Source organism: Nostoc sp. JL33 (genome assembly GCF_017114985.1).
Lineage (GTDB): Bacteria > Cyanobacteriota > Cyanobacteriia > Cyanobacteriales > Nostocaceae > Nostoc.
In genome coordinates this window covers 49,148-75,742 of sequence record NZ_JABXKP010000052.1, presented here as the reverse complement: position 1 = coordinate 75,742, position 26,595 = coordinate 49,148, and the positions used below count along the sequence as shown (strand labels likewise).

Below are 26,595 nucleotides of genomic sequence, written 5' to 3'. Positions count from 1 at the left end.
CGCTACCTAGATGGGAATGCGTCAACAGAGGACTCAACCAATGGGATATGTAATTGCTACTGCAAATATGAAAGGTGGCGTTGGTAAAACCACCCTCACCGTCAACTTAGCTACCTGTTTAGCTAAAAATTATGGCAAGCGGGTGCTTGTCCTTGATTTAGACACCCAAATCAGTGCCACACTTAGTTTAATGTCGCCTTTAGATTTTGCCAAACGTCGTAAACAAAGTAAAACATTTAGGTATCTGATAGACGAAGTTATCAATCCAGATCCACAAGCAAAACTGACAATTCAAGATATCATTCAATCTCAGGTTTGTAATCTTCCCGGACTGGATTTATTACCAGGAGATATCGACTTATATGATGAATTTATTGTGTCAGAAATGCTGCATAAACAAGCAACTGCTTTGGGTGAACAGGACTTTGAAATGATTTGGAATCGCTTTGAAAGAGTCCTGATTAATAACATTTTAAAACCAGTACGTCAAGAATATGATTTTATCCTTCTCGATTGTGCCCCTGGCTATAATCTATTGACTCGTAGCGCTTTAGCCGCTAGCGATTTCTACATACTTCCTGCTAAACCAGAACCCTTATCTGTAGTGGGTATTCAACTGCTGGAAAGACGCATTGCCCAATTAAAGGACAGTCACGGACATGAAAGCAAAATAAATATAAAAATGCTGGGAATTGTGTTCAGCATGTCCAGCGCTAACCTTCTCACTGGCAGATACTATAAACAAGTGATGCACCGCGTTGTTGAAGATTTTGGTGTAGAAAAAATTTGTAAAGTACAAATACCAGTTGATGTCAATGTTGCTAAGGCTGTTGATAGTTTTATGCCAGCTGTTTTAATTGCTCCCCAATCAGCTGGTTCAAAAGCGTTCTTTCAGTTAACTCAGGAGTTGTTGCAAAAGCTATAGCCCTAGTTCATCATTCATGAACAACACGATTTCCGACTTATTGAAGAAGAATTCAGAAGTCAGAATTCAGGAGTCAGAATCAAGACGCTCTCTACGAACGCGAATAGCGTGTCGCAGACAGACGCTACGCGTAGCTTGTCCTCCGCAGGAGTACGCGGACTCGCTAACGCTTCTCTACGAGAGGCTGCGCCAACGCTATCAGTCGGGGATTCAGACCGGCGACTGAATTGTTGCACCACTAAATTTTCTTGTTTTGTGGGGGTCTTAAACCCGATTATTCATCCGCCAGTCGTACAGAATACCTTTCCTGAATTCTGACTCCTGACTCCTAAATTCTGTTCGATTAAATAGGTCGGATATCTCAACCTTTCGATTTTCACAAAGGTCTGAATAAAGATAATTTATACTCGCTCCGCGTGGATATTGCTACGTGGAACAAATTTCAAACCCAAATCTAAAAATCTTTGTTCAAGAAAGAGGCTTCAAACATGGAGTTAATCTAAAATCTCAAATCTGTCTTGGAAAGTTCTGATGCCTACGCTGGGCTGCACCAAAATTCAGTCACAACTAAGTTATTCTTTAGATAAGTTCAGCAGTTATACGGAAGCTATAAGGAGTGAGATTCAGTTATTGAGTGAGAAGGTAAGTAAATCTCGCTAAGGAACAATGGTTAGTAACGATTCTGCACGGGCACAAAAAAATCAGCACTTGCTAATGCGCCTACCACGAACTCTAAGTTATCTCGAAACCTGGGGCTTTGGGTTAACGGGTCATGTTGGATGGATTGGTACTGCCCCCATAATTCATGCAGCATTAGGGTCTAAAGCTATCTTAGTTTGGTTTTTTGGCACGATCATTTCCTTTTTACTTAACTTACAGGTACAAAGTCTAGGTAGACATTGGTCAGATGTCGCTGGAGGAACACCGAATTATACCACAAGGCTATTAAAGAACTTTCCTGGCTTAGGCCGTTACGTAGCCTTAGGATACTTTTTTAGCTGGGCAGCAGCACCGGCACTGTATGCGATTATTCTCACAGACCTAATTAAAGACAATTTTCAACCATTAGGTATTTCTTGCCCAGAAACTTTATTAAAAGTTGTATTTACAGCTATTCCTTTTATTGTGGCGTTCAGTGGCACCCGTGCTTTAGCACTTCTGCATTTATTTTTTGTATTCCCAGCAATTTTATTACTATTTTTGTTTTGTACTCAAGGCATAATATCGTTAGCTTTCTCACCTGATAGTTGGAAATGTATCGCACCTAGCACACATAGCCTGAGCTTTGAAGAATGGGCAAAGTGGTTTTTTCTGGCTAGCTATTCAATTTATGCTTGTGAAACCACTTCTTCTTTTGTTGCTGATAGCCGCCACCCATATAAAACTTTAAGGTTTTTAACAATAGCTGCTTGGCTAATTCCTCTAGTGTTTTTAGGTGGTTCTTGGGTATTAATGTGTTCGGCTCCAAATCTAACAATACATGAGAGCGCGTTCCAAAATCTGGTAGCAGCTTCTAAGCCTTTTTGGGGTAAATATGCCCCCTTTCTAGTCACACTTCTGATTAGTGTATCCTGCCTTCTAAGTTCTGCTACGGCAGTTTCTAACTCTCCTCGGATATTATACCAACTTGCTTTAGACAGACAGCTTTCTCCCATATTTGCATTAGTTTCCCCTGAAGGTGTCCTTGGCCCTGCTATCTTAGTTACCTTTGTAATCAGTTTGCTTTGTCTAAATTTTAGAAATGTACCTCAACTTGTCACAGTAGCAGGCACTTGTTATCTCATATCCATTATGGGACTACATCTGGGATTATGGCTGTGTCGTGGCAAACCGCAAGTGTTATGGCCTTGGTGGTCACTTGGTTTTTTCTTTGTAGAAGCGGTAGTTGTAATAGTGGGAGGTTTAGCTTGGAATTGGAAACATTTATTACTGGGATTATTATTACCCATTGTTCTGATCATCGGAGATTTAGCACTACGCCGCTTAAGATTTGCACGATTACACCCGGAATGGTGGACACAGCATCACGACAGTAGGGTTAGTAGAAACAACCCGGACTTTGTGGTACTACAGGTGATTGCCTTAGTATCATTAATTTGTATTACTGCCACAAGCAGTTGGGTTATCCGCGATTTTTTAGATAAACTTTCTAATAATCCTGAAAACTCTTTACTAGCTATTCTGTTAGTGACGCTTTCTTTTGCCGGGGTAGCGATCGCTTGCTGGACAACTCTACCACAAATTGTTGCTATTGATGAGGCACGCAAACAAGCGAAAAACCTATTTATCACTACTGTCGATACCGTTCCAGATACTGTTTTAGTCTTAGATGAAAACGGTACAATTTGTCAGACAAATGCCGCTGCTGAGGAATTATTTCAAATAAATGTTCACCACTTGCTTGGGCAAAACTTGAATCAACTCTTAATATCCTATCGCGGCAAACCGGAGCAATGGTCTATTAGGAGTGAGCAAAACTTAAAAATCAACCAAGGTCTACGAATTGTTGAATCGACTATTTCACAACCATTTAATTCCCCGCTACCGGAGTATGTTGTTATTGTCCGTGACATCACTAATCGTAAGCTAGTAGAGGAAAAATTAGTCAAGTATCGTTATCAGCTTGAGCAGATGGTGCTAGAACGCACTATTGAACTTACTAGAGTTAATCAACAACTTGAACAAGACATTATTAACCGTCAACAAACACAAGAGCAATTATTGCACAATAGTCTTCATGATGCGCTAACTGGATTACCTAACCAACGATTCTTTATGGAGCAGGTGCAGGGCGCAATAGAACGTACTAAACAGCAAAATAATTATTTATTTGCCGTACTTTTCTTAGACCTAGACCGCTTTAAAGTTGTTAATGACAGCCTTGGACATCTACTAGGAAATCAACTTTTGATTGAAATTTCTTATCGGCTAAAGTTAGTTGTGCAAACCGGAGACATAGTTGCCCGTTTTGGCGGAGACGAGTTCACAATTTTAATTGAGGAAATTGAGGGTATCAGCACTGCCATAGAGGTAGCCGAGCAAATTAAAAAGGTGCTAGCTTTGCCATTTCAATTAAATGAACATCGGGTGTTTACTAATGCTAGTATTGGCATCGCTTTAAGTAGAAAAGATTATGATCAAGCAGCGCAGATTCTACGGGATGCCGATGTGGCAATGTACTGTGCCAAATCACTTGGTAAGGCACGCTATCAGGTCTTTGACCCAAAGATGCACGAGGGTGCAGCTTTGCTCTTGGAGTTAGAAACTGCTCTGCGGAATGCACTGCTCAAGCAAGAAGAATTTCGCCTTTATTACCAGCCAATTATTTCACTGACAACTGGGAAAATTATTGGATTTGAGGCATTGATACGTTGGTATCATCCAGAACGAGGAATTATTTCCCCTCAAGATTTTATTCCCTTAGCAGAGGAAACTGGAATGATTGTTTCTATCGGGCAATGGGTGCTTTATGAAGCGTGCCACCAAATGCACACATGGCATAAAAAATTTCCTACCTCACTACCTCTGACAATTAGTGTGAATTTTTCTGGTAAACAGATGACGCAACCCGATGTGTTTGAACAGGTTAAACATATTTTGCAGGAAACTGGACTCCAGCCATGCAGTTTGAAATTGGAGATTACTGAAACCTTATTGATGGATAATTTTGAATTAGCTACCATTGTGCTTTCTCAGTTAACAGCGCTGAATGTCGAGTTGCACATGGATGATTTTGGTACTGGCTATTCATCTTTTAGTTATTTGCACCGCCTACCAATCAAAACCCTTAAGATTGACCGTTCTTTCATCAACAATATAGGTAGTCGAGGAGAAAATTTAGAAATTGTTCGAGCTATTGTGACATTAGCTCATAATTTGAATATGTCTGTAACAGCAGAAGGGATAGAAACTGTAGAGCAATTAGCACAGTTAAAGGCTTTAGAATGTGATTATGGACAAGGGTATTTTTTATCGCCACCTATGGAAAGTGCAGAGGTAGAAGTACTACTTGCTGCCAACTTGTACTGTAAAAACTTTTTAAAGACATAAAAATCTTGGTATCGGATTCTGTTTAGAAAAACACCTCGTAAAATTAGGCGATTAATTTCACTTGATAATCTAGATCACGAGTTATATCATGTCCACAGTGATTATGCGGACATGATATCACTCGCAATCTGCTGTATCTTAGCGTAGTACTGGCTGTAGCTGGAAATCCTCTGCATTATTAAGTAACCCTTCTTCTAACAAAAGCTCATTCAGAAAAGTATTGATTTTCTCCCGATCAATATTCTGCATGACTATAATATGTGCCCAATTTTCAAAAATTGCTAATTGCCACTTTTTAATTAACCTTTGAGAAGGTTTTTGGAACACTACGATATTGGAAAAATTATTGAGCATACATGGATATTCTCTGATTTTAAGTTGTTGGAAAAGATATTGGGCATTATGAATACAGGTCTTTGCTTCTGTAGCTAATCCATCATCACCTCTTGTTTGCAGTGCATACCAGAGAATCAGAGGGGTATGACCGTTTCTAGAACCCAAAATAGTTGTATCTTTTGAACCAATATATTCAATTGCTGTTTCAATTTTTTCTACCCATTTCTTCTTAGTTAAAACTACACCGCAAGGTAATGGAGAACCAATGAATTTAGCTGATATAGCTATACTATCTATGGGTTTTTCAAAGTTAACTTGTGGAGCGCCATCTAGAAAGGGTAATATTAATCCTGAAAGCGCGGCATCACAATGAATGTAGTAATCTTTAATCTGATTGCGCTCTAAAATTTCTAGAACTTGGTCTAAGTTATCAATCGCACCTTTGACAGTAGTGCCAATATTTAAATTTATGATCGCTGGATAACTCCGATTTTCGCTAATTAGTTGTTCAAAATGTTCATAATTTATCTCTCCATTAATTTGCGAATTAACAACATTATGTTGGATGCGGAATAATTTCGCTGCTTTGGCAATTGAATAATGAGAGTCTTGTGATGAGTAAAGAATCCCATTAGGGTAGATTTCTCTTGCTAAGAACATTCCATATAAATTACCTTCCGTTCCGCCAGCAGTAACATAACCCCAAAACTGATTTTCTGGAATCTTATAGAGTTGAGCAAAAAAAGATAATACTTCTTGCTCAAACTTCCGAGAATGGAGACCAAAATCTGGCTCAACATATGGATCTCCAGCATTATTTAATAGAAAATTGAAAAATTTTCCGATCGCACTGTAATCACAACTTAAATTATATGGATAGCCTGCATGAAACTGCGATCGCTCTTCTATTTGCAGCAAAAAATCTGCCAACTCTTTACCAACTCTATTTGAGGACATTATTTCTGTATCCCTTAAAATGTGATTTAATGAATTTTTATTCTAAATTTTACGTATTATTCAATACCTTTATATTTTCTTAATAAAACACCTGATTGCTGCTTTATTGGGAAATAATCCCCTTAAAATACCTAGTAAACTTCCGTAAAAATACCGAAGATTTTTGATCACAAGTAGATTAATTTTCATCTAGCTTTTCACGGGATCTCGAAAACCTTAAGAAAGGTTTTGCGTAGCATAACCTGTCCCTCTCCGTGAGTTCGGAGAGGGATGTCCGTCAGGACAGGGTGAGGTTTCTGGAATTTTTGCTTTTAGAATTTCCCTGCTAAGGCTGCAACACATCGTTCGCAAATTAGCGGATGTTCTGCTGATTCTCCCACATGAGTAGAGTAGTTCCAACAGCGCTCGCATTTTTCCCCATCTGCGTTTACTACCCCAATTCCCCAGTCTTGCGTCTGCGCTGTATATTCTAATCCTTGCAACCCTTGAGCAGAATCTAATAATTCCACTTGGGAAGTCAGCAATAAATACCGCAGTTCGTCAATCCCGTTACCGTTAAGAGGGTTAAAGGCTTTGATAGCATCGCCTAATTGTTTATCAGGTATATGAATCAAAGCTTTTGCTTCTAGGGAAGAACCAATGAGTTTTTCTATCCTGGCTTGTTCCAACACCTTATTAACATCGGTGCGGAGTTGTCGCAGCGCTGACCAAAATTCCGCTAACTCTGGATTACGCCATTTTTGGTCTACTTGCACCCAACCAGCTTCAAATACTGATTTGTAAGGTGTTTTGTAGGGGAGATATTGCCAAATATCCTCTGCGGTGTGGCATAATACTGGAGCGATCGCTCGTGCTAAATTATCTATTGCTATCTTCAGCACTGTTTGACAACTGCGACGGCGGAAAGCATCGGTTGCACTGATGTACAGCCTATCTTTGGCAACATCTAAATAAAAATTGGATAAATCCACCACGCAGAAATTCTGCACTGTTTGGAAAAAGCGGAAGAATTGAAAACTCTCAAAGGCAACGGTTACTTCCTCAAACACCTCGGTGATGCGGTGCAGCATATAACGGTCAAGTTCTGGCAATTCCTCGAAGGGGACTGTATCTTTTTCCGGGTCAAAATCATCCAAGCTACCCAACAAAAACCGCGCCGTATTGCGAATTTTGCCTCTGACATCGTTCATCTGCTTGATGATGTTTTTGCCAATGCGGACATCGCCGGAGTAGTCTACCGATGATACCCACAACCTCAATACATCTGCACCGTAGGGCGGTTCTACTTTTTGATTTTTCCCGCCTTCAATGATTGTATTGGGGTCAACCACATTTCCTTCTGACTTACTCATCTTCCGCCCTTGTTCATCCAAAGCGAAGCCGTGAGTTAGCACAGTTTTGTAAGGTGCAATGTCATTCACTGCTACACTGGTGAGCAAACTTGACTGGAACCAACCGCGATGTTGGTCGGAACCTTCCAAATAGATATCAGCAGGGTAGCGTAACTCTGGACGCTGTTGGACGACAGCCGCCCAAGATGAGCCAGAATCAAACCATACATCCATTGTGTCTGTACCTTTGCGGTAAGACTTGCCATTTTGGCGATAGGATTCGGGTAATAACTCAGTTACCGAGAGTTCCCACCAAGCATCAGAACCTTTTTCTGCGATAATTCCTTGGACGTGGTTGATAATTTCCTCATTCAGCAGTGGTTCTCCCGTAGCTTCATCGTAGAAAACGGGAATGGGTACACCCCAAGCACGTTGACGGGAGATACACCAATCGGAACGTTCCGCCACCATTGGCGTGATGCGATTTTCACCTTGGGCTGGAATCCATTTTACCGTTGCGATCGCCTTTAGTGCTTCTTCTCTAAATCCTTCCACGGAAGCAAACCATTGTTCAGTCGCACGGAAAATCGTCGGCTTCTTCGTCCGCCAATCATAAGGATACTTGTGGGGGTATGGTTCTTCCTTCAGCAAGGAACCAGCCGCAGCCAGTGCATCAATCACCGCCTGATTCCCATCACCCAGCACATTCAACCCAGCAAATTGTCCGGCTTCTTCGGTAAAATTGCCATCGTCATCCACTGGTGCAAGAATGGGTAAACCGTAGCGCTGACCAACAATGTAATCTTCTTGACCATGACCGGGGGCTGTGTGTACCAAGCCAGTACCCGATTCAGTAGTAATGTAATCACCGCCCACAACAATCGGGCTTTCCCGGTCAAATAGAGGATGACGGTAAGTAATATGTTCTAAATCATTCCCCTTAAACGTGGCTTTGAGAGTTAACTTAACTCCCAAGGTTGAAGATAAACGTTCTACCAAATCAGCAGCAACGATTAGGTATTTGAAATTACTCTGCGCCTCCCCTTCTGGGCGAGAAACTTCCACTACTGCATAATTCAAATCTGCATTCACCGCTACAGCCAAATTTGCCGGAATTGTCCAAGGTGTGGTTGTCCAGATAGCCACACCTAAATCTGACTGATATTCCGCCAACAGTGGTTTTACAGCTGACGGCAAACCGATGATGGGAAAAGCTGCATAGATACTGCGGGAAACGTGACCTTCTGGATATTCCAACTCAGCTTCAGCCAAAGCAGTTTTAGAACTCGGACTCCAGTGAACCGGCTTTAAACCGCGATAGATGTAGCCTTTCAAGAACATCTGACCAAACACGCCAATTTGAGCCGCTTCATAAGCCGGCTTCATAGTTAGATAAGGGTGGTTCCAATCACCCCAAATACCGTAGCGTTGAAAATTTTGGCGCTGGTCGTTTACCGTAGCTAAGGCAAATTCTTTCGCTTTCTGCCGCAGTTGTAAAGATGTTAAGTTTTGCCGTTCTGCTGACTTCATGTTCTGCAAAACTTTTAACTCAATTGGTAAACCGTGACAATCCCAACCAGGAACGTAGCGAACTTTACGCCCTTGTAGCAGTTGGTAGCGATTAATAATATCTTTGAGAATTTTATTTAAGGCATGACCAATATGGAGTGAGCCATTAGCGTAGGGAGGCCCATCGTGCAGTATAAATAATTCGCCAGGGTTATTTTCGGAGAGGCGATCGTAAATTTTATTTTCTTCCCAGAATTTTTGGATTTCAGGCTCACGCTTGATGGCGTTTGCCCGCATCTCAAACTTAGTCTTGGGTAGGTTTACAGTATCTTTGTAACTTCCTGATTCGGTCACAGTCTCATGCCTAGAATTAGGTGTGCAGGTTTTATTAATTATAGAAGATGACATCAAAACCAAAATTTGCTATTTTATTCACTTTGACAACGTGAGTTGAATAAACCTCTCCCTGCCTTGAACTTCCCTCGTTCCCATGCTCTGCATGGGAATGGCTGATTAGAGGCTCTGCCTAGGCTGTTGACTTTGATGAAATTTTCCCATTTTTGGTTCATGCTGTTTCTGTATCCTTGCAAAGTCTCCCTCTAGTCATTGCGAGCGGAGCGAAGCAATCCCAGGCGATTGCTTCGCTCCGCTCGCAATGACGACATATATGTTGCATGAATTTTCACCCTCTAAACAGGCACAGAGTTTACAGACTAGGCTCTGCCTCTAGTAATAAGCTGTTCCACAAATAACCTTGCTCCCATTAGGGCGGGCAAGATGCCCACCCCACAAGACTTTTATTAAATTTAGATATGCAAACTAAAGTGCAACAGCTTATATTGAGTCAGAGCCTCAATGAATCCATTCCCATGCTCCGCATGGGAACGAGGAAATTATAGAAGATGCCAGGAAAACCAAAATCTGCTAACGGAACGTGAGTTTGATAAGTATTATTTGACCTGTGCCCCAACCCCTCTCCATTGGCGTCAGCCTGCCGTTAGGCAAGCGGAGAGGGGAGCAAAAAACTGAATTTTTACTCAAGTCTCTCCCTCTCCGACTCGGAGAGGGACGGTTTTACTACGTAAAACCTTCTTAGAGGTTTCTTTATTGGCGATTAGGGGACTAATCAGGAATTTTACGGTGGTTGAAAGTTAATCAACAGAAAGTAGTATACTTTTCTGGGTTCGCCTAAAGCTATCAAAAAGTTTCGTTTAAAAACAAATAATTTTGGGGTTGCTCTAATGCTAAGTCCTGTGTTAACAGTCAGTATCTTTCAAAAACAACCCGACCCTAAAGTATTTTCAGCAGGCCAAGTCATCTTTGAAGAAGGACAGTCTGGTGATGAAATATATGGCATTCTCGAAGGAGAGGTGGATATATTAGTCAATGGCAAGATTGTAGAAACCATTAAAACGGGCGAAGTTTTTGGTGCAGGGGTACTTGTAGGAGTAAAAAATAGAACTTACACAGCTATTGCCAAGGTGGATAGCAAGCTAGGTTTCCTTGATGAGGAAGGGTTCCTCTTTGCCGTTCAGGAAACACCCATGTTTGCTCTACAGGTGATGAAAAGTTACTCAGAGCGTCTGAATCGCTTGCAGCATATAGTTTAAAGCACCTCAGAAGATAGAGGGCAGGAGGGTGCAATAGGTAGCACAGTTTTCTCACAAGTGGCTTCTCTAACTTCTGCCTTTTTTGGTGAAAGATGCAAGATTTACCGGAGATAGTAATGGCGCGTAAACGGTTGATTATCGAAATGGGGATGGGAATAGATCAGCATGGACAAGAACCTACAGTAGCAGCATCTAGGGCGGTACGCAATGCGATCGCTCACAATGCTTTACCTGGTGTTTGGGAAGTTGCTGGCTTGAGTCATCCGAATGAAATGATTATAGAAGTTCAGGTAGCAGTACCATACCCAGAACAAGTTAGGGAAGAAGAGGTACTAGCTGTACTACCATTTGGTCAGAAAACCCTCACCGTAGAATCTGGGGGGATGATAGTTCAAGGGCGGGCTATTCCCGAACTCAACGATAAAAATGACGAAATGTTGATTGCGATCGCTGCTGTTACAGTTCTGATCGAAAATGACTAGCTGAGGTCACTAGTGCAAACTTCAACTTTCAGCTACTTTTTAAGTATATTTTTTATCTTCCAAGTCTTGCAGAATAGGGTGACTTTAAGAAAAAAATCACGACTTTAAGGAAAAAATCACGACTTTAAGAAAAAAATCACGACTTTAAGGAAAAAATCACGACTTTAAGGAAAAAATCACGACTTTAAGGAAAAAATCGTGATTTTAAGGTAAAAATTGTGAGTTTAATGGAAAAATCGTCATTTTAACGGCAAGAAATTGTAAGTTTTGGGAGAAATCGTCAGTTTAGTAGCGATCGCTTCTAATTTTAAGGTGACAACTATTTCTCAGGAGTCTTATATCTCTGGGACTAAGCATTTGCTAATCCAAAGCTATAAAATCATAGAAACCTGGAGAAAACTATGTCATTAGAAATAAAAACACTACAGGCGACAACACCAACTTCTACCTTAGAGACACCAGAGGAGAAGCAAGAATTTAACTGGAGACAATCCTGGTATCCCGTCGCGTTCGTGCAAGACTTGCCTGCTAACCGCCCTTATAGCTTTTCCTTGTACGATGAACCCTTGGTTTTGTTCAAAGACCAAAATGGAGAGTTTATCTGTTTAACAGATCGTTGTCCTCACCGTGCAGCTAGACTTTCTGATGGACAAATTATTGACGGCAAAATAGAGTGTTTATACCACGGTTGGCAGTTTGGCAGTGATGGTGAATGTCTGCATATTCCTCAATTACCCAGCGATGCCAAAATTCCGGTAAATGCTTGCGTGTCATCCTTTAAAGTCTTGGAACTTCAAGGTATCATTTGGATGTGGGCAGGGGAAGCCGAAACGGCTATTGATGAGCTAATTCCATCTCTACCAGATTGGGAAAAGCCGGAATCGTTCAGCTTAGATTATGTACGTGACCTACCTTACGACCAAAGTTATTTTATTGAAAACGTTATTGATCCGGCTCACGTTCCAATCAGCCATGATGGCCTGTTGGGAAGTCGAAAAGATGCCCAAGCGCTGGAAATAGAAGTCATTGACAGCAACATTCAGGGAATTAAGGGAAGGTGGCGAGGAACACGGACACCCAATCGGCCTTGGATTTCATTAGATTTCATTGCTCCTAATTTGATTCTCTACAAAGGATTTGGTAATGAACAGCAAAGTAAGTTTGGAGGCACAGTCCTGTATTCAATTCCACTCGGTAAGGATAGATGTCGGATTCTACTGAGAAATTATGGTAACTTTTTTCCCAAAAAAATAAAGCTGATGCCTCGCTGGTTAGATCACATCTTGATCCGAAACAAAATCTTGGAAGGTGATTTGCAATTAGTCGTTGAACAAAAGGCACAAATTGAGCGTTTGGGACAAAATCTCAAAGAAGTGTATTTACCGCTCAAAACATCTGATACTTTGGTGGTTGAGTATCGCAAGTGGCTAGATAAATTTGGGTCATCTTTGCCGTTTTATCAAGGTTATTCCACTTCAAAAAATGTCGGTAGTAGCGAGTTTGCTCAAAAGTTGATCACATTAGACCGATTCACGCAACATACACTTCTTTGTAGTTCTTGCAATCGAGCTTATCAAGTTACAAATACGGTCAAACAAAGCTCTATAGGGGTAGCGATCGCTCTAGCTGCTGTAGCAATACTTGCAGATGATTCTAGAATCAAAATAGCAGCAATATCGCTTTCTCTAGTAGCAGTTGTAATGTCCGCGATCGCTCAGACACTCAAAACTCACTTTGTGCGTTCCTACACTCGTCACTAAAATACGGATTGGGGACTTGTACTGAGCGTTGTCGTTGGCGCAGCCTCTCGTAGAGAAGTATTGGGAACTAGAGACTAGAATCAGGGCGTTGCTGAATCAAAGTATGAATCATGCGATAACAGAACTTAGAAGCCTACACCGTATTGCTTGCAATCGGTGTAGGAGTGTCACCGTTGAGAGAAAGTAATGATTCACCAATGGCATAACTTAAGTTTTTGAGGTTTGATTTAATTTGGTCAGTGTAGTACCTTCGGCGGTGTTTATAAAGGTGTCTCGATCTGAAATAATTGCTTGGGGTATTAAATTAGTCGAGTGGGTGCTAACTCCTGGCAGCTTTTTGATCGCAGTGCCGATCGCCATAAACTCGATAATCCCACTACCTAACTGATAAACATAAGTTTTAATCCCAACTACTTGGTCAGCGCCACTATTACGAGCGTCTGTGGCAATGTGGGCAATAGCTTGTTCCCGTGCTTCATAAATTAATGTAGTCAATTCATTAATTTCACCACGCACAAAGGACTTGAATGCTGATGTAATTCCACCAACAAAACCAAGAGAATATACGGAAACACCTAAAACCAACTTTAAGGGCATATAACCCAAGTTGATCAGGTTCCACATTTCTTGATTTGTTAAATCGCTGGTAATAGGACTGTGACTAAAGCCAGAGGTCAGAGCAGGATGGTAGGAAGCAGTACCGATCATCACCATCTCTTGCATTGCAGCAAAGGGAATAATCGATGTCTGAATTCCAAGCACAGCATTCGCACCCGCATTCTGGGCTTCAGACTGAATTCGCTTTAAGGCTAAGTGACGGGTTTGGTTGAAGATCGAGGAAAATTCTTTAATTTCTCCCCGTTTTAAACTTTTGAGTGAGCCGAGTATTCCGCCACCTAATCCAATGGAGTAGGCAACATTGCCAAAGACAAACTTTTTCGGTGCAAATCCGGCATCAATTTGGCAGTAAAGTTCCTGTCCGTCGGCTGAGGTAGAAAATTCTAATTTCTCGGCTTTTTCCTGATCTTGGTGAACACAAGAGCCAATTGAGAGGAATTCGACATTACCAACTTGTTGCACTAATTCATTATTAACGCCTGTGATCCCAATTCCGCCATGCTTTTCTGCTTCCGCCAACATCCGGGCATAAGCTTTTTGCCTTCCTTCATGAATGATGCTGGTGACTTCGCTGACTTCTCCACCGACAATTGTTTTCAGTCCTGATGCAATTCCCCCAATTATTCCCAGTGAAAAGACACTGTTACCAATGACTAAATCTCCCGGATACATACCCTGTTGTCGAAGACAGAAGATTTCATTGCCAGAAAGTCCGCTGATTGCAATCATGTCTTTCACTCCACTAACAAATATGAGTGTATGATAATCCCATTCCAAATCAGGAGTTAGTCATTAGTTATAAATCGGCGTTCCAATTCATACTTAAATTATGCAACGCCAGAATCAGAATTCTTCTCAACATTTAATCCCTATCCCATAATCTTAATCATGATCAAGTTAGCGGCTCTGCGCTAAACTAAAAATATTGGGATAAAAATCTCTGGCAGTAAGTTCAATACACCACTAATCTTTACCACTGCGGCGATCATGTCTCAAGAGTATAACGAATCACTCCAAATTCAAGAAATCATCAAACTCAAACCGAAACACTTTGCTGATTTAGTCAGATCAGCACAATTGGTTTTTGACCCCACAGCCGGAGTTTCGGGAAGAAGTATCACAGTTGACTGGGAACAATTCGGAATTCCCCATGATGTGGCGGATAATCTCAAATCACTTGGTCAACAGTACCAATATGCATCTCCTCACATCCCTGTTGAAGACATTTGGAGTAAATTAACTCCAGAAACTCGTATTTGGTTTGTTGAAAATAAAGATAGGTTGTGGCAGCTTGAGGAAGCCTTCCCAGCCCTTGATGAAGATTAAACGGGCTGAACCATTGAAAGAAATACCACTTATTTGTAGGGGCACAACGATCATTGTGCCCCTATCCTCTCTCTATAGGCATTTTTGTTTGAATACAACACGCGGTAAATTTAGAACTAGTTATCTTGGGCGATCGCGTGAGCTTGAGTACATAAGTTAAATTAATAAAAAAGCTTGTATCGATGAATCAAAGTGTAAGTCTTGCTCCCAACCTGGAAGAACACACTCATGAAAATCCTGTTGTTACCAAACAGCTATTTGTAAAACAACTAATTGTCCTTGTCTTGGAAATGCTTCTGGCATTACCTCTGGGTTTACTCTTGGCAAAGTTCCAAATTGGCAGGATTGCCTGGATATTTGGCGGGATTGCTGCTGGTACAGTGGTTCTTCAAGGATGTCGAATTTTTTATGAATATTTCCCACAACCTAACCGCACTGCTAGAAAAGTGGGAATGGCACTTGTAGGCTTAACTGTCGGCGCTTCTAATAGCCACGCTAATCTAGCTAGTGTTGCTTCTGGTATTCCGATATTTATTTTTCTTACTTTGTTTATGCTGCTGAGTGGAAGCTGTATCGGTTACATTTACTCCCGCCTCAGCAAAACTAACTTATTGACAGCAATGCTGGCTACAGTTCCTGGTGGTGTCGGAATTATGGCAGCGATCGCCGCCGATTACAATAAAAATGTCACCTTGGTTGCCTTAGTTCAGGCGATTCGCGTCACCTCAGTAGTTGTTCTAATTCCCTTTGTTGCTAAAACATCAACTGGTAATTACTATCCGCAAACACTCCCAATCAACGCTGCTTGGCTCAATTTCGATCCATCTCAACTAGAATTACTCTTGTTAGTACTGGTAATTACTGGATTAGTAGTTTATCCAGCTATATTATTTAAAATTCCGGCTGGCGATTTCTTTGGCGCATTGTTGATTGGTATCGGCTTTAATCCTTTGCTACATTGGCTACCTTTTGTGGGTGATATTAGCTTTAGCCCGCCGCCTTTAATTAACTTATTGGGTCAAATGCTTCTGGGAATTACTATTGGTGAGTATTGGGGAGACAAACCCAATTTTAAGAAGCGGACTATCGGCTATGCTTTGATGTCTGTAGCGATGACTCTCATAGCGGGAGCGATCGCTGCTATACTTGCGATGCAATTAACCTCTTGGGACTGGTTAACCTGTCTTTTAGTCACAGCACCAGGAGGATCAGCAGAAATGATCCTGGTTTCCCTGGCATTGAATCATAATGTTGAAATTGTCACAACTGGTCATTTAGTGCGACTAATTGCGATTAATAGTTCTCTACCGCTTTGGGTGTATTTGTTTCGCCGTCTGGATGAGCAAGTTTCAGAACCAATTTAATTCTTCTTCAAAATAAAAGTCAAATCGCACAATTTTGCTCGATTGGAACCTTCCTTGCTCAAATCTGGGACTATCTAATCTATTTAGGAAAAACGAATTTCTTCAATAAAGGTGATGCCATCAAAAATGCCATCTTTAAAAGCTTGGGTACTACGAACTCGGTGATTGTCATCGAGTAAAGTTATTGTTTCCATAAATGTAATCAGCGCGTTATCTTGAGTTTTCGTTAACCGAGAGCAAACGGTGTCTTGACCTGCATCCCAAGCGATCGCGGAAAAATCAGAATAATTGCTAGAAAACAATTTCAGAATCCTATCTTCAAAGTGTCCTTCAAAATTAAGCTGGAGGTGAGAGCCATCTGAGTATTCATAATTGTTAACCTGTCGGTACTGACTTCCCTCAATCAAGATGGTAAAACTACCGAAAAAGCTGCGAGAAAAATGCCCGCGTTTATCAGTTTTAATATACTCACCTTTCCAAGTGCCAATATGACGTGTAAAAATTTCAGGAACTTTGTCCAAATCGGGAGATATGGCAGAGGTGATGATATCTTCGTTAATTACAGGATCGTTACTCATTAATTTTAAATAAAAACTAATTTTACCCTAAGTTTCGCGTTAGCTAACGACGACCAATTTTCTGGCTCACTTCACGACTCGAACGTTGATATTCGTGGACAATAGGTAATCTTTCCGTCTGATAATTTTCCAGAGCTTCGGCAAAACTAGCACTAGCCGTGAGATGTCGCGTTAAAGACAAACCATCTTCCCAACCTGAAGTCATGCCTCTAGCGCGAGTAGGACTTTTTGCGTGAGCTGCGTCACCAATTAAAATCACGCGACCATCATAGAGTTGAGGTAGGGGATCGATGTCATAGGAATAACGACAGATAATATTTTCCACAGGGGTTGACTCAATCACATTTCGTGCATCCTCTGGGAGTTTGGCTAATTCTTCGGGAGGAATAGATATATTAGTCGGTTGTAATCTGCCTATTTCAGAATCCCTCTGTTCCTTTTCTACAAAGAAACCCCAATGAGTAAGATTTGCACCAATATGAAAGAAATTTGCATAAATTCCCCGACCGCGTACATAAACAAAAAAGTTTCCTTCTGGACAGAAGCTATTATCTGTCACAATCCCTCGCCAAACTAAATCGCCTAAATAGCATAGTTCTACATTCGGAACCACAAACTGCCGAACCTTAGAAAGAATGCCATCAGCACCGACTATAATATCTCCTTCCCAGCGACTTCCATCTTTAAAGTGGGCGATCGCGCTATTCTCAGTCTGCGTTATCGAAGCTAATTGAGCGTTAAAATGAATACTATTAGGGGGTAAAGTATCAAGGATTGCTTCTAAAATCGCCTTACGGTGTACAAGCATTCCTGGTAGTTCATCTTCACCATAGGTGACGGATTCTGAATTGATGAATCCACCTTTAAGGTTGCGAAACTCGAATAATTTAACAGGATTGCCTGAGTTAATAATTTTTTGGCTTATTTGAGGGTTTCCTTGATCAAGTGCTTTCATACCTGATTGGACAATAAGAATGCCACATCCATCGGTACGCACTACGGGCGCTTTTTCAAACAAGTCAACTTGAAACCCTTCTTGAATAAGCAAACTGGCAAGATAAGCGCCTGATGTCCCTGCGCCAATAATACCTATCTTGCTGTTGGAAGAAACCATCTGTGATTCTCTTGATTTAATAGTTGTTTAGATGATAACAACTAGGAGAATAACCCAATGCCCTGTTTGCCCTGTTTGCCCAATTCACTCTTGACCAGAACAATCAAATAGATGTAAACCTAACCGTTGGGACAGTTCTTCACACACCTTTACCCCGCGCACACTGTTACCACGTACATCCAGCAGGGGCGAAAAAACTCCAATCCCCATCTTATTCGGTACAACGGCGATAATCCCACCACAAATACCGCTTTTCGCCGGAATCCCAATTTTATAAGCCCACTCACCTGCAAAGTTGTACATGCCGCAGGTATACATCACACTCAAAATATCTTTGATATAACGCTTATCTACCGCCCGTTCTTTGCTGATCGGGTTAATACCTTTGTTCGCAAGGGTAGCCGCCATCACTGCTAAGTCTTGGCAATTCACCATCACAGCACACTGTTGAAAATAAAGATCCAGCGACTCTTCAATATTCCGGTCAATCATGCCAAAGTTGAGCATCAAATGCGCCATTGCGCGGTTGCGATGCCCTGTACTGCGTTCTGAGGTAAAAACTGAAATGTCAACGAACACGTCGCGGCCAATATATCGCCGGAACATATCCAGCATTCGGTTCAGGCGTTCGGTGGGGCCGGAACCTTTAATTAAGCTGGTGGTGGCGATCGCTCCGGCATTTACCATTGGATTATAAGGTCGCTTCGATTGCTCATCCAAAACAATCGCGTTGAATGCATCCCCCGTCGGTTCCACACCAACTCTAGTCAAAACATAATCCAGCCCATGATCTTCTAAGGCAAGTCCATAAGCAAACACCTTGGAAATTGACTGAATGGTAAAGAGTTGCTCCCAGTCCCCAACTTTGTAAACCTGACCATCTACTGTCACAATGCAAATGCTGAACAAGTCCGGGTTTACCTTTGCCAGTTCGGGAATATATTTCGCTACTACACCCTCCCGCACTGACTTGTACTGCGAATGCAACTCCTTGAGAAAAGCTTTTAATGGCGATGGATTTATTTCTAAATCTCCTTGATTTGCTTGGTCTGTCATCAGGCTGATAGCATTTCCCAAAATACCTACTATATATAGTAGAGGTGCAGCTGTACATCCCTAGAGGCGCAAAGATTTTTCAAAAGACGGCTTCATCTCAAAAATCATACTTGAGCAACTACTTAGGGCAAACCATAGCTATTGTATTTTTTAATACGACTAAAAATTTTTCTCCAAGCGATCGCGAATATTTGTTAATTTTTTCATGATTAATCCTGAAAAAAATTCAGTTGAGTATTGTCCTTTTTTTAATACTCAGTATTACTGTTACAGCCAGTTACATATATCACTATATTTCGTCTAGTTATGGAGAATAAAAGTCATGATTAATCTAAGTAGAAAAAACTTTGAAAAAAGATATTAAACTCAAACTAATCTGCATAATTATTTCAGATGTAACTCCTATGACCACTTATTCATAGGTAAATCTGAATATTCCATTAAATAAGTAGTTTTAAGTATTAATGCCCTTGCTATTTAATAAAAGTTATATTATCTTCTTATAGGAAATAGCCCAAACCGATGTAATCTATAATACACGGGTAGTTGCGAGCCTTGACAACCAATATGAATAAGGTATCGTCACTTTGGCGTGCAATAAGCATAAAGTTTTTTTAAGAAATTTTTGACTTGCATTAAAAAGCGTTACATAGCCAAAGCCCCCATTTGAGAAAGGTTTCGCCCTTGAAATTGGCATTAAAATTTGAGAAAGGAGCTTAAAATTACGCTAAAACCCTGATCCCCAAGCCAAAAGGTTCGTGTTAATCTGTTGCAGTTATAAATAACAAAGTGAAAACGGAACGAGTTCGAGTTTTTCAAGAGAGAAGTCACTTTCACAAGTGAAAAATTTCGCAGGTTATAAAACTTCAGTTCTACAGTCGCTTTAAAAACGGACGCATGAATCAAAGACATTTGTGGATTATTGTTGCCCTGTCTATGGCTGTTTTGGGCATACCGTCAGTCGGTTGCACTCAAACCACCAAGGGAAATGCGCTAGCTTCCCAAAAATCACCTGGCCCTGATGTGGTGAAGGTGGGAGAGTACCAATCAACAGCAGGGAAACAAACCTTGGATGCTGTGATTACAGAAATTCATACTCACAACATTGGAGGACGTAAGGCGGCAACCCTTTTTATCCGAAATATACCTGTTCTAACCTTTTTGAGTTCTGTATCAAATACGAATCCTGAAACTAAAAAAGTTGGTGCAATTGGAAATACTGGGGGCGTACAAGGGTACGCCCTTATTGCTAGCAATTCACCAAAGGGAACGAGTACTGGTAACGTAACTCTTGTGAGTAACCAGATTAGCTCTGTTGACAATGACCCGGTTCAGATAGCTGGTGTAATAGCAGCTAAGATCAACCAGTTGAATCGGGAAAATGTGGACGGGAGTAAGATTACCGTAAGTTGGAAAGCAGGGGAAAAATCTACTGATAATCAAACGCAAAGCAAAAGCGCCCCCCTCCAGCAAAATGGCGATCGCTATATAATCAAAATTAATGACGAAGAATTGGTCGAAATCAACGAAGCTACGCGATTAGCAGGTACTACCAACAATCTGGCGCAAGATGCATTGCAAGCAACCAATCGCCTGCGGAGGCTACTAGGCAATGCATCTCCCTTAAAAGAAATTGCGAATTTACCAGTGCGTCTGCCAATATCAATACCAAAGCTGCCTCAACAGATTGCCGTCGGAGTAGTACGAATCAGTTTCAGAGGCATGGCATCTTTTTACGGCTATGACGGTTCTGGTAATCGTACTGCTAGCGGTCAGAGATTCAATCCAGAAGGCATGACTGCCGCCCATCGTAGCTTACCCTTTGGTACAAAAGTTCGTGTAACCAACACCCGCAATGGTCGTTCTGTAGTGGTGCTGATTAATGACCGAGGCCCATTCATTCGGGGTCGAATCCTTGATCTGTCTGCTGGCGCGGCTCGGATTTTGGGCATGATGGGCAGTGGCGTGGCACCAGTGCATATTGAAGTCTTGGAAAATAATCGAGTAGGGAGTAGGGAGTAGGGAATAGGGAATAGGGAATAGGGAAAAAAGTTAATCACCACTCCCGACTCCCCACTCCCGATAACAATTCCCCTAGTTCAATCATCTGTTCCCTCTATTTCAGATATAAACTAACGGGGGAGGGATCGATAAGAACTAGGGGTATTTTTGTGCGCCTGCTGACAACAGTCGCAGCTTTACGCTGCTATTTAACTAAACGCTGCTCAGAAAACAACCTGATTGCAGTTACTGACCATGACCATCTGAAACTAGATGAGATGACTGGCTGGTATCAGACGGCAGTCGGTCTGGTGCCAACGATGGGAAATTTACATCAAGGTCATTTAAGCTTGATTCAACGGGCGCGGCAAGAAAATTCTACGGTGATTGTGAGTATTTTCGTCAATCCCCTGCAATTTGCTCCCAACGAGGATTATCAACGCTACCCCCGCACTTTAGAGCAAGATCAACAATTTTGCTCTAAAGCTGGGGTAGATGCGATTTTTGCACCCACTCCGGAAGAAATGGCAGTTCCCCAGAAAAGTATAGAAGAATCAAAGGTTACACAAGTTATCCCCCCATCTGCTATGATCACAGGCTTGTGTGCTCGTTCTCGGCAAGGTCACTTTCAGGGTGTCGCTACGATTGTGACCAAACTTTTTAACTTGGTACAGCCTGACCGTGCCTACTTTGGTCAAAAAGATGGTCAGCAACTGGCAATTATTAAACGCTTAGTAGCTGACTTAAATTTGCCAGTAGAAATTGTTGGTTGTCCAACAGTGCGGGAAGCTTCGGGTCTTGCCTTCAGTTCTCGTAATCAATATTTGACTGCAACGGCAAAAGAGCAAGCAGCGGTGTTATATCGCGGCTTGCGACGAGCTGAAGCTGCATTCATTGCAGGCGATCGCAATAGCAACAAGTTGATAGCACTAGTACAGCAAGAAGTGGCTATAGTCAGCACGATTTTAGTGGAATATATTGAATTGGTTGAACCGACTACGTTAATGTCTTTAGAAAAAGTTGAGGAGGAAGGAATGTTGGCGATCGCAGCTCGTCTTGGGTCTACACGTTTGATTGACAATATCATCTTGCGCGATCGTCAACCCATCATCGCCATTGATGGCCCAGCCGGGGCTGGAAAATCCACAGTGGCGCGTCAAGTGGCAGCAAATCTAAATTTAGTGTATTTAGATACAGGAGCGATGTACCGTGCTGTAACTTGGTTAGTACTGCAAAACGGTATTGCGATTGATGATGAGTGTGCGATCGCCGAATTAACTAACCAGTGTAAAATTAAACTTACTCCTACCCAGGATTTACAATCGAGCGTGCGAGTTTGGATTGACGATACCGATGTTACCCAGGCAATTCGCACGATTGAGGTAACTTCTATTGTATCTGCGATCGCTGCACAGAGCGCTGTACGTCAAGCTCTGGTTAAACTACAGCAAAACTGGGGTAAAAAAGGTGGTTTAGTCGCTGAAGGACGGGATATCGGTACTCATGTATTCCCCGATGCCGAAGTTAAAATCTTCTTAACCGCTTCTGTAAGTGAACGCGCCCGTCGTCGCCAGCAAGACTTTAACAAACAAGGTCAACCCGAAGTGAGTTTAGAGCAACTGGAACACGATATTGCCGAACGTGACTGGAAAGATAGTACACGCAAAGTTTCCCCTTTGCGAAAAGCAGCAGATGCGATCGAAGTTCAAACCGATGGTTTAGACGTGTCTGAAATCACGGCACAAATCGTTAACTATTACCAGCAGCGTTTATCTCAGTGGTAATCACCACTATTTGCTGTTAGTTTTTTAGTTTCAAAGGGTGGTGGGTGAGTGATTATTCACTTACCATCCTCAAAACTGCATTTAAAAATAAAATAGATAATTTTACTCATGTAGTATAAAGATTAGATTATTATTTAAGTATTAAATCATCTCGCTTTCGACTGATTTTTCACATCGGAATTAATCCTACTAAAGATAGAAGTATGAAAGCTTTAATTGCTAAATGCTAATTAATTATCGGTTTCTGGCTATGGAATATTAGCCATTTTTATTTATAGCCATGAATTCATCGTGGTTTGACTTATCACAAAAGTACTTTGTTTTCATCTTCACTTTATCTTCACTTTGGTAGTAGAATGACGATGCTAAGTTTTATGTTTCATGATCAAAGACATAAAACTGTCAAAAACAAAAGCTGCTAATTTCCTAAGCTTCTGCAATAGTTTAAGACTGGAAACCGATAAAGAGAGGATTTCACACAATGGTATTTGTACAAGAACCACTACCCTTTGACATTAATGCTCTAGAGCCATATGGCATGAAAGCTGAGACTTTCGAGTATCACTATGGCAAGCATCACAAAGCTTATGTAGACAACCTGAACAAGCTCACTGAAGGTACTGAACTTGCCGATAAACCTCTGGAAGAGGTGATCAAAATTTCCTTCAAAGACTCCTCTAAGGCGGGAATCTTTAACAACGCTGCTCAAGTTTGGAACCACACCTTCTTTTGGAATTCCTTGAAACCCGCAGGTGGCGGCGCACCCACTGGTGATCTCGCAGCCAAGATTGATAAAGACTTCGGTAGCTTTGACAAATTCACCGAAGAGTTCACTAACGCCGCCACAACTCAATTCGGTAGCGGCTGGTCTTGGCTGATTGATGATGGTGGTACGCTGAAGGTGATTAAGACACCAAATGCAGAGAACCCTCTAGCTCATGGCCAGAAGGCACTTTTAACTTTGGATGTTTGGGAACACGCCTACTACATTGACTACAGAAATGCCCGTCCAGCGTTCATCAAGAATTTCCTAGAACAGTTGGTAAACTGGGACTTTGTTGCTGAAAACTTGGCTAAAGCTTAATCAATTACCAGTTTTGAAGTGGCTGCGATGCCTTTTGGCAAGCTGCTTCTCTACGAGACGCTCCGCGTAGCTTGCTTCTTTGTAGGAGTATGCGTCTGTGTGGCTCCTGCCAGATATGTAAAGTAGAAACAATCAGTTAATTGACCAATCTTATCAGCAGTCACGACTATCGTGACTGTTTTTGGTTGACCCTTCAGGGGATAATGGGGATAATGCTGTTGGTTTTGTGTCACAAATCGTAAAAGAGCATTGCGATCGTAACTGGCACATACTCTATTTGCCCCAGGCTATTTCATTCTCATCTAGTCCACCTCAGAATGAATTCTGAGTCTAATAGCACTCATTCGTCTAAAGACGACTTAAGAAAAGGTTATAGTCCAATACAGTTCAGTTAAGCATTTTTTTTCTCTCTGTTTGCTCTGCGCCTCTGCGGTTCGTTAAAAAAATTAACTTTGATAAAGAGTCTTATCCTTAACTGAACTGTATTGGGTTATAGTCCGTTTTAACGGACTTTGACTATTAGCCTTGAACTTCAGTTCTGGGCGGTTTCTGTCTAGAACGAAATAGCCCCAAGTTATATCTTAAAATTTTCAAAACTCGACTTAGGAGTAAAAACAATGGTGCAAGCTGTACAACAAGAACTGACACTAGAACAGGTAAATAAAGCTATTGAGGCAATCCTCAATGTTTTGGATGTTCCCGAACCCGGAAATGATTTACACGCCTTGGCTTTATCTGCCTTTACAAATGGCGATTACCAAACTGTAAAGCGGTTAGCCTCGACCAATTTATCTGATTGTTATCTTAAGGCACTGGGTTATTTAGGTGGGGCTTTGAAGCTAACGCCAAACACTGACACAATTCTGGCAGAGTCGGCACGGGCAGCTGCTGACTTTGCACGAGAGAGAACATTACGTAAACTTGGGGATGCGTTGGCGAAAGCCTTGTCATAGACATCGCATCTGCACTCAACGAATAATTTTTTTGTATACATATTAATGCAAAAAAAACCGCTACAGAATTACTATAGCGGGAAATAATTTAAAATTTCAGTCTGAGGTTAATCTCAGAGCCAAAACTTAAGGGAACCATTCTAAAACAGCTTCTTCTTTGGTGTTAGTATTTCGGGATGGTGTCTCACGATTGAATTTCATCTGAATTGACCGGGTTTGCTCACCATCAGCAGCTACAGCCAAAATCGGATAGTCAATTAAACCATCCTGGAAAGACATCTGGAAGCGGAATGTCCCATCTGGATTTAGCTTGATTGGACGACCGCCAATGCTTACGGTAGCATCGGGTTCGGTTGCACCGTAGACTATCAACTCAGCATCGGCAATTAACCAGAATTGGCGCGGACGCGCTGGTACGGCGGAAGCTGAGAAGCCAACACCTGACATTCCTGCACCGGAAGCGGTTAAACCAGACACGGTAGGAGCTGCCCACAGACCCACACCAGATGGGAAAATGTAAGAGCTAATAGCTTCTTCAGGACGCGCCGAACCTTGCTGGGAACCGAAGATAGAACCAGCAACCCGTTGTGATTCGGCAGATTCCGCTAAACCAAATATTTGGTCGTAGATGGGGTTGCCGTTGCCATTGACAACAGCATTACCATTGGCGGTAACTGCAATCTTCTTGGCAGGGGGAACCAGTTCGTACTGAGTCTTGCCACGCAAATCTTCTTCAAAGTTGACACTGATGAAGACATCCTCAATCCAGTCAGAAGGATAGACGGGAGGAATGTGTACTCTAGTAGAACGAGCTAGTACCAACCAGCGACCATCAGCAGCACGATAGCCGATATCGATCACATAATCGCGATCGCTAACTGGAACTGGTAGATACCATTCTCTGGCTAATTCATCAGCAGGATATTCTTGAATGCTGTGGGGGCTTTGGTATTCGATATTGATCTCGCTGACATCATAAATCCGTAACGCGAGTTGTTGTCCCCCTTGTCGGCGCAGTTCTTGTTTATGTTCATTGGGAATATCCCAGTAAGTGTAAGCCCACTGAGGATCGCGCGGTAAGAGTACAATCCGGCTGTCACCATAGCCAGAGGGCAAATCTGCGAGTCCTTCATCAACATCAGCCAAAGATCCACCAGTACGATCTTCCTGACCTAATTCAAACTTTGCAGCTTCCACGGTTTCCTGTGCCTCCAATGAACGAGATGGACTGAGTAAAGTTTTGGTGCGATGGACTTCTTGTATTGATGCCAGCAGTTGTGATTTACGCATTCGGCTATAGCGAGAGATGCTGTATTCGCTAGCAACTTTGCGTAGTTGGCGTAAGGTCATCTCCTCTAGTGGCGGGCGTTCTTTTGCCATTAATTTCGGCCTCCAGTAGTTTAAGTGGTAAATGATTTCCCCTGGTTAAAGAATGCTATATAAAATGTCATCCGCTCCAGATGAATTTCTTATTCCTGACTCCTGGTTTTGCCCAGTTTTTAAGTTTTTTAGTCTGTTTTTAAATTCAGGTCACTTCCTTGCAATTCCTGGTTATGCCAAAATCAGCATTTCTTTGGGATCGAAGGAGTTCTATTTGTTAAGTCAATATTAACCACTAAGCATATGTAGGGATCAAGGGGTAACAAGTGGTTTTTTGCCTGTTTCACGAATTTATCAGCCTTTCTGGGATCACTATGTCATGCTTTCATAACATTTTTCGCTATTTCAATGCCAGCGATCGCCCTAATGTCAATTTT

Annotated in this window: 18 protein-coding genes; 11 read left to right on the top strand and 7 right to left on the bottom strand. The window is 41.8% G+C overall.

Going from position 1 to position 26,595, the window contains the following annotated elements; all coding sequences use genetic code 11:
* The first annotated feature begins 40 nt into the window (after positions 1-40).
* Positions 41-925 carry a ParA family protein gene (locus HWQ23_RS14030; RefSeq protein ID WP_292829214.1) on the top strand — a complete coding sequence of 295 codons (885 nt, stop codon included), beginning with the start codon at positions 41-43 and terminating at the stop codon, positions 923-925.
* 666 nt (positions 926-1,591) lie between these two features.
* Positions 1,592-4,975, top strand: coding sequence for an EAL domain-containing protein (locus HWQ23_RS14025; protein WP_292829212.1), 3,384 nt, complete (start codon positions 1,592-1,594; stop codon positions 4,973-4,975).
* Positions 4,976-5,113: 138 nt separating this feature from the next.
* On the opposite strand, the gene HWQ23_RS14020 is transcribed toward HWQ23_RS14025, so the two are convergent.
* Positions 5,114-6,268, bottom strand: a complete 1,155-nt coding sequence (locus HWQ23_RS14020) for a histidine decarboxylase (RefSeq protein ID WP_292829210.1) — start codon at positions 6,266-6,268, stop codon at positions 5,114-5,116.
* A 311-nt stretch (positions 6,269-6,579) separates the two neighbouring features.
* Entirely contained in the window at positions 6,580-9,462 is a 2,883-nt protein-coding gene (ileS, locus tag HWQ23_RS14015) for an isoleucine--tRNA ligase (RefSeq protein ID WP_292829358.1), read from the bottom strand.
* An 887-nt stretch (positions 9,463-10,349) separates the two neighbouring features.
* Between ileS and HWQ23_RS14010 the strand changes: the two genes are divergently transcribed.
* From HWQ23_RS14010 to HWQ23_RS14000, 3 genes are all read left to right on the top strand, one after another.
* Positions 10,350-10,718 carry a Crp/Fnr family transcriptional regulator gene (locus HWQ23_RS14010; protein ID WP_292829208.1) on the top strand — a complete coding sequence of 123 codons (369 nt, stop codon included), beginning with the start codon at positions 10,350-10,352 and terminating at the stop codon, positions 10,716-10,718.
* Positions 10,719-10,834: 116 nt separating this feature from the next.
* The gene (locus tag HWQ23_RS14005) at positions 10,835-11,200 is read left to right on the top strand and encodes a Lin0512 family protein (protein ID WP_292829356.1); all 366 of its coding nucleotides are present in this window, start codon (positions 10,835-10,837) and stop codon (positions 11,198-11,200) included.
* 401 nt (positions 11,201-11,601) lie between these two features.
* Positions 11,602-12,960, top strand: coding sequence for an aromatic ring-hydroxylating dioxygenase subunit alpha (locus tag HWQ23_RS14000; RefSeq protein ID WP_292829206.1), 1,359 nt, complete (start codon positions 11,602-11,604; stop codon positions 12,958-12,960).
* A gap of 207 nt (positions 12,961-13,167) precedes the next feature.
* Here HWQ23_RS14000 and HWQ23_RS13995 read toward each other — a convergent pair whose 3' ends face one another.
* On the bottom strand, positions 13,168-14,307 hold the full coding sequence (locus tag HWQ23_RS13995; protein WP_292829204.1) for a heavy metal-binding domain-containing protein: 1,140 nt from the start codon (positions 14,305-14,307) through the stop codon (positions 13,168-13,170).
* Positions 14,308-14,565: 258 nt separating this feature from the next.
* Between HWQ23_RS13995 and HWQ23_RS13990 the strand changes: the two genes are divergently transcribed.
* Together HWQ23_RS13990 and HWQ23_RS13985 are read left to right on the top strand one after the other, a co-directional pair.
* Entirely contained in the window at positions 14,566-14,904 is a 339-nt protein-coding gene (locus HWQ23_RS13990) for a hypothetical protein (protein ID WP_292829202.1), read from the top strand.
* A gap of 182 nt (positions 14,905-15,086) precedes the next feature.
* A complete protein-coding gene (locus HWQ23_RS13985; RefSeq protein ID WP_292829200.1) occupies positions 15,087-16,268 on the top strand; it encodes an AbrB family transcriptional regulator in 1,182 nt (393 codons plus the stop codon).
* Between the two features lie 83 nt (positions 16,269-16,351).
* On the opposite strand, the gene HWQ23_RS13980 is transcribed toward HWQ23_RS13985, so the two are convergent.
* The 3 genes from HWQ23_RS13980 to glsA all read right to left on the bottom strand — a co-directional run bounded on the left by HWQ23_RS13980 (position 16,352) and on the right by glsA (position 19,016).
* Complete coding sequence (locus tag HWQ23_RS13980) at positions 16,352-16,846, bottom strand: DUF3598 family protein (protein WP_292829198.1); 495 nt, start codon at positions 16,844-16,846, stop codon at positions 16,352-16,354.
* A 43-nt stretch (positions 16,847-16,889) separates the two neighbouring features.
* Positions 16,890-17,960, bottom strand: coding sequence for an FAD-dependent monooxygenase (locus tag HWQ23_RS13975; protein ID WP_292829196.1), 1,071 nt, complete (start codon positions 17,958-17,960; stop codon positions 16,890-16,892).
* Between the two features lie 84 nt (positions 17,961-18,044).
* Positions 18,045-19,016, bottom strand: coding sequence for a glutaminase A (gene glsA, locus HWQ23_RS13970; RefSeq protein WP_292829194.1), 972 nt, complete (start codon positions 19,014-19,016; stop codon positions 18,045-18,047).
* Between the two features lie 897 nt (positions 19,017-19,913).
* Here glsA and HWQ23_RS13965 point away from each other — a divergent pair.
* The 4 genes from HWQ23_RS13965 to HWQ23_RS13950 all read left to right on the top strand — a co-directional run bounded on the left by HWQ23_RS13965 (position 19,914) and on the right by HWQ23_RS13950 (position 24,838).
* Positions 19,914-21,038 (top strand): septal ring lytic transglycosylase RlpA family protein, encoded by a 1,125-nt coding sequence (locus HWQ23_RS13965; protein ID WP_292829192.1) that lies wholly within the window; start codon positions 19,914-19,916, stop codon positions 21,036-21,038.
* A gap of 149 nt (positions 21,039-21,187) precedes the next feature.
* Positions 21,188-22,801 (top strand): bifunctional pantoate--beta-alanine ligase/(d)CMP kinase, encoded by a 1,614-nt coding sequence (locus HWQ23_RS13960; protein WP_292829190.1) that lies wholly within the window; start codon positions 21,188-21,190, stop codon positions 22,799-22,801.
* A 481-nt stretch (positions 22,802-23,282) separates the two neighbouring features.
* Positions 23,283-23,885, top strand: coding sequence for a superoxide dismutase [Fe] (gene sodB / locus HWQ23_RS13955; RefSeq protein ID WP_292829188.1), 603 nt, complete (start codon positions 23,283-23,285; stop codon positions 23,883-23,885).
* Positions 23,886-24,502: 617 nt separating this feature from the next.
* Positions 24,503-24,838 (top strand): hypothetical protein, encoded by a 336-nt coding sequence (locus HWQ23_RS13950; protein ID WP_292829186.1) that lies wholly within the window; start codon positions 24,503-24,505, stop codon positions 24,836-24,838.
* Positions 24,839-24,964: 126 nt separating this feature from the next.
* Here HWQ23_RS13950 and HWQ23_RS13945 read toward each other — a convergent pair whose 3' ends face one another.
* Positions 24,965-26,218: a DUF4912 domain-containing protein gene (locus HWQ23_RS13945; protein WP_292829184.1), complete on the bottom strand. Its 1,254-nt coding sequence runs from the start codon at positions 26,216-26,218 to the stop codon at positions 24,965-24,967.
* Positions 26,219-26,595: the final 377 nt, after the last annotated feature.

Bases quoted from the DNA above. Each gene is read 5' to 3' on its own strand.
- HWQ23_RS13975 (WP_292829196.1), bottom strand. From the start codon at position 17,960: ATGGTTTCTTCCAACAGCAAGATAGGTATTATTGGCGCAGGGACATCA.
- HWQ23_RS13990 (WP_292829202.1), top strand. From the start codon at position 14,566: ATGTCTCAAGAGTATAACGAATCACTCCAAATTCAAGAAATCATCAAA.
- HWQ23_RS14000 (WP_292829206.1), top strand. From the start codon at position 11,602: ATGTCATTAGAAATAAAAACACTACAGGCGACAACACCAACTTCTACC.
- HWQ23_RS13995 (WP_292829204.1), bottom strand. From the start codon at position 14,307: ATGATTGCAATCAGCGGACTTTCTGGCAATGAAATCTTCTGTCTTCGA.
- HWQ23_RS13980 (WP_292829198.1), bottom strand. From the start codon at position 16,846: ATGAGTAACGATCCTGTAATTAACGAAGATATCATCACCTCTGCCATA.
- HWQ23_RS14025 (WP_292829212.1), top strand. From the start codon at position 1,592: ATGGTTAGTAACGATTCTGCACGGGCACAAAAAAATCAGCACTTGCTA.
- glsA (WP_292829194.1), bottom strand. From the start codon at position 19,016: ATGACAGACCAAGCAAATCAAGGAGATTTAGAAATAAATCCATCGCCA.
- HWQ23_RS14030 (WP_292829214.1), top strand. From the start codon at position 41: ATGGGATATGTAATTGCTACTGCAAATATGAAAGGTGGCGTTGGTAAA.
- HWQ23_RS14020 (WP_292829210.1), bottom strand. From the start codon at position 6,268: ATGTCCTCAAATAGAGTTGGTAAAGAGTTGGCAGATTTTTTGCTGCAA.
- HWQ23_RS13945 (WP_292829184.1), bottom strand. From the start codon at position 26,218: ATGGCAAAAGAACGCCCGCCACTAGAGGAGATGACCTTACGCCAACTA.
- HWQ23_RS13985 (WP_292829200.1), top strand. From the start codon at position 15,087: ATGAATCAAAGTGTAAGTCTTGCTCCCAACCTGGAAGAACACACTCAT.
- sodB (WP_292829188.1), top strand. From the start codon at position 23,283: ATGGTATTTGTACAAGAACCACTACCCTTTGACATTAATGCTCTAGAG.
- HWQ23_RS13965 (WP_292829192.1), top strand. From the start codon at position 19,914: ATGAATCAAAGACATTTGTGGATTATTGTTGCCCTGTCTATGGCTGTT.
- HWQ23_RS14010 (WP_292829208.1), top strand. From the start codon at position 10,350: ATGCTAAGTCCTGTGTTAACAGTCAGTATCTTTCAAAAACAACCCGAC.
- HWQ23_RS13950 (WP_292829186.1), top strand. From the start codon at position 24,503: ATGGTGCAAGCTGTACAACAAGAACTGACACTAGAACAGGTAAATAAA.
- HWQ23_RS14005 (WP_292829356.1), top strand. From the start codon at position 10,835: ATGGCGCGTAAACGGTTGATTATCGAAATGGGGATGGGAATAGATCAG.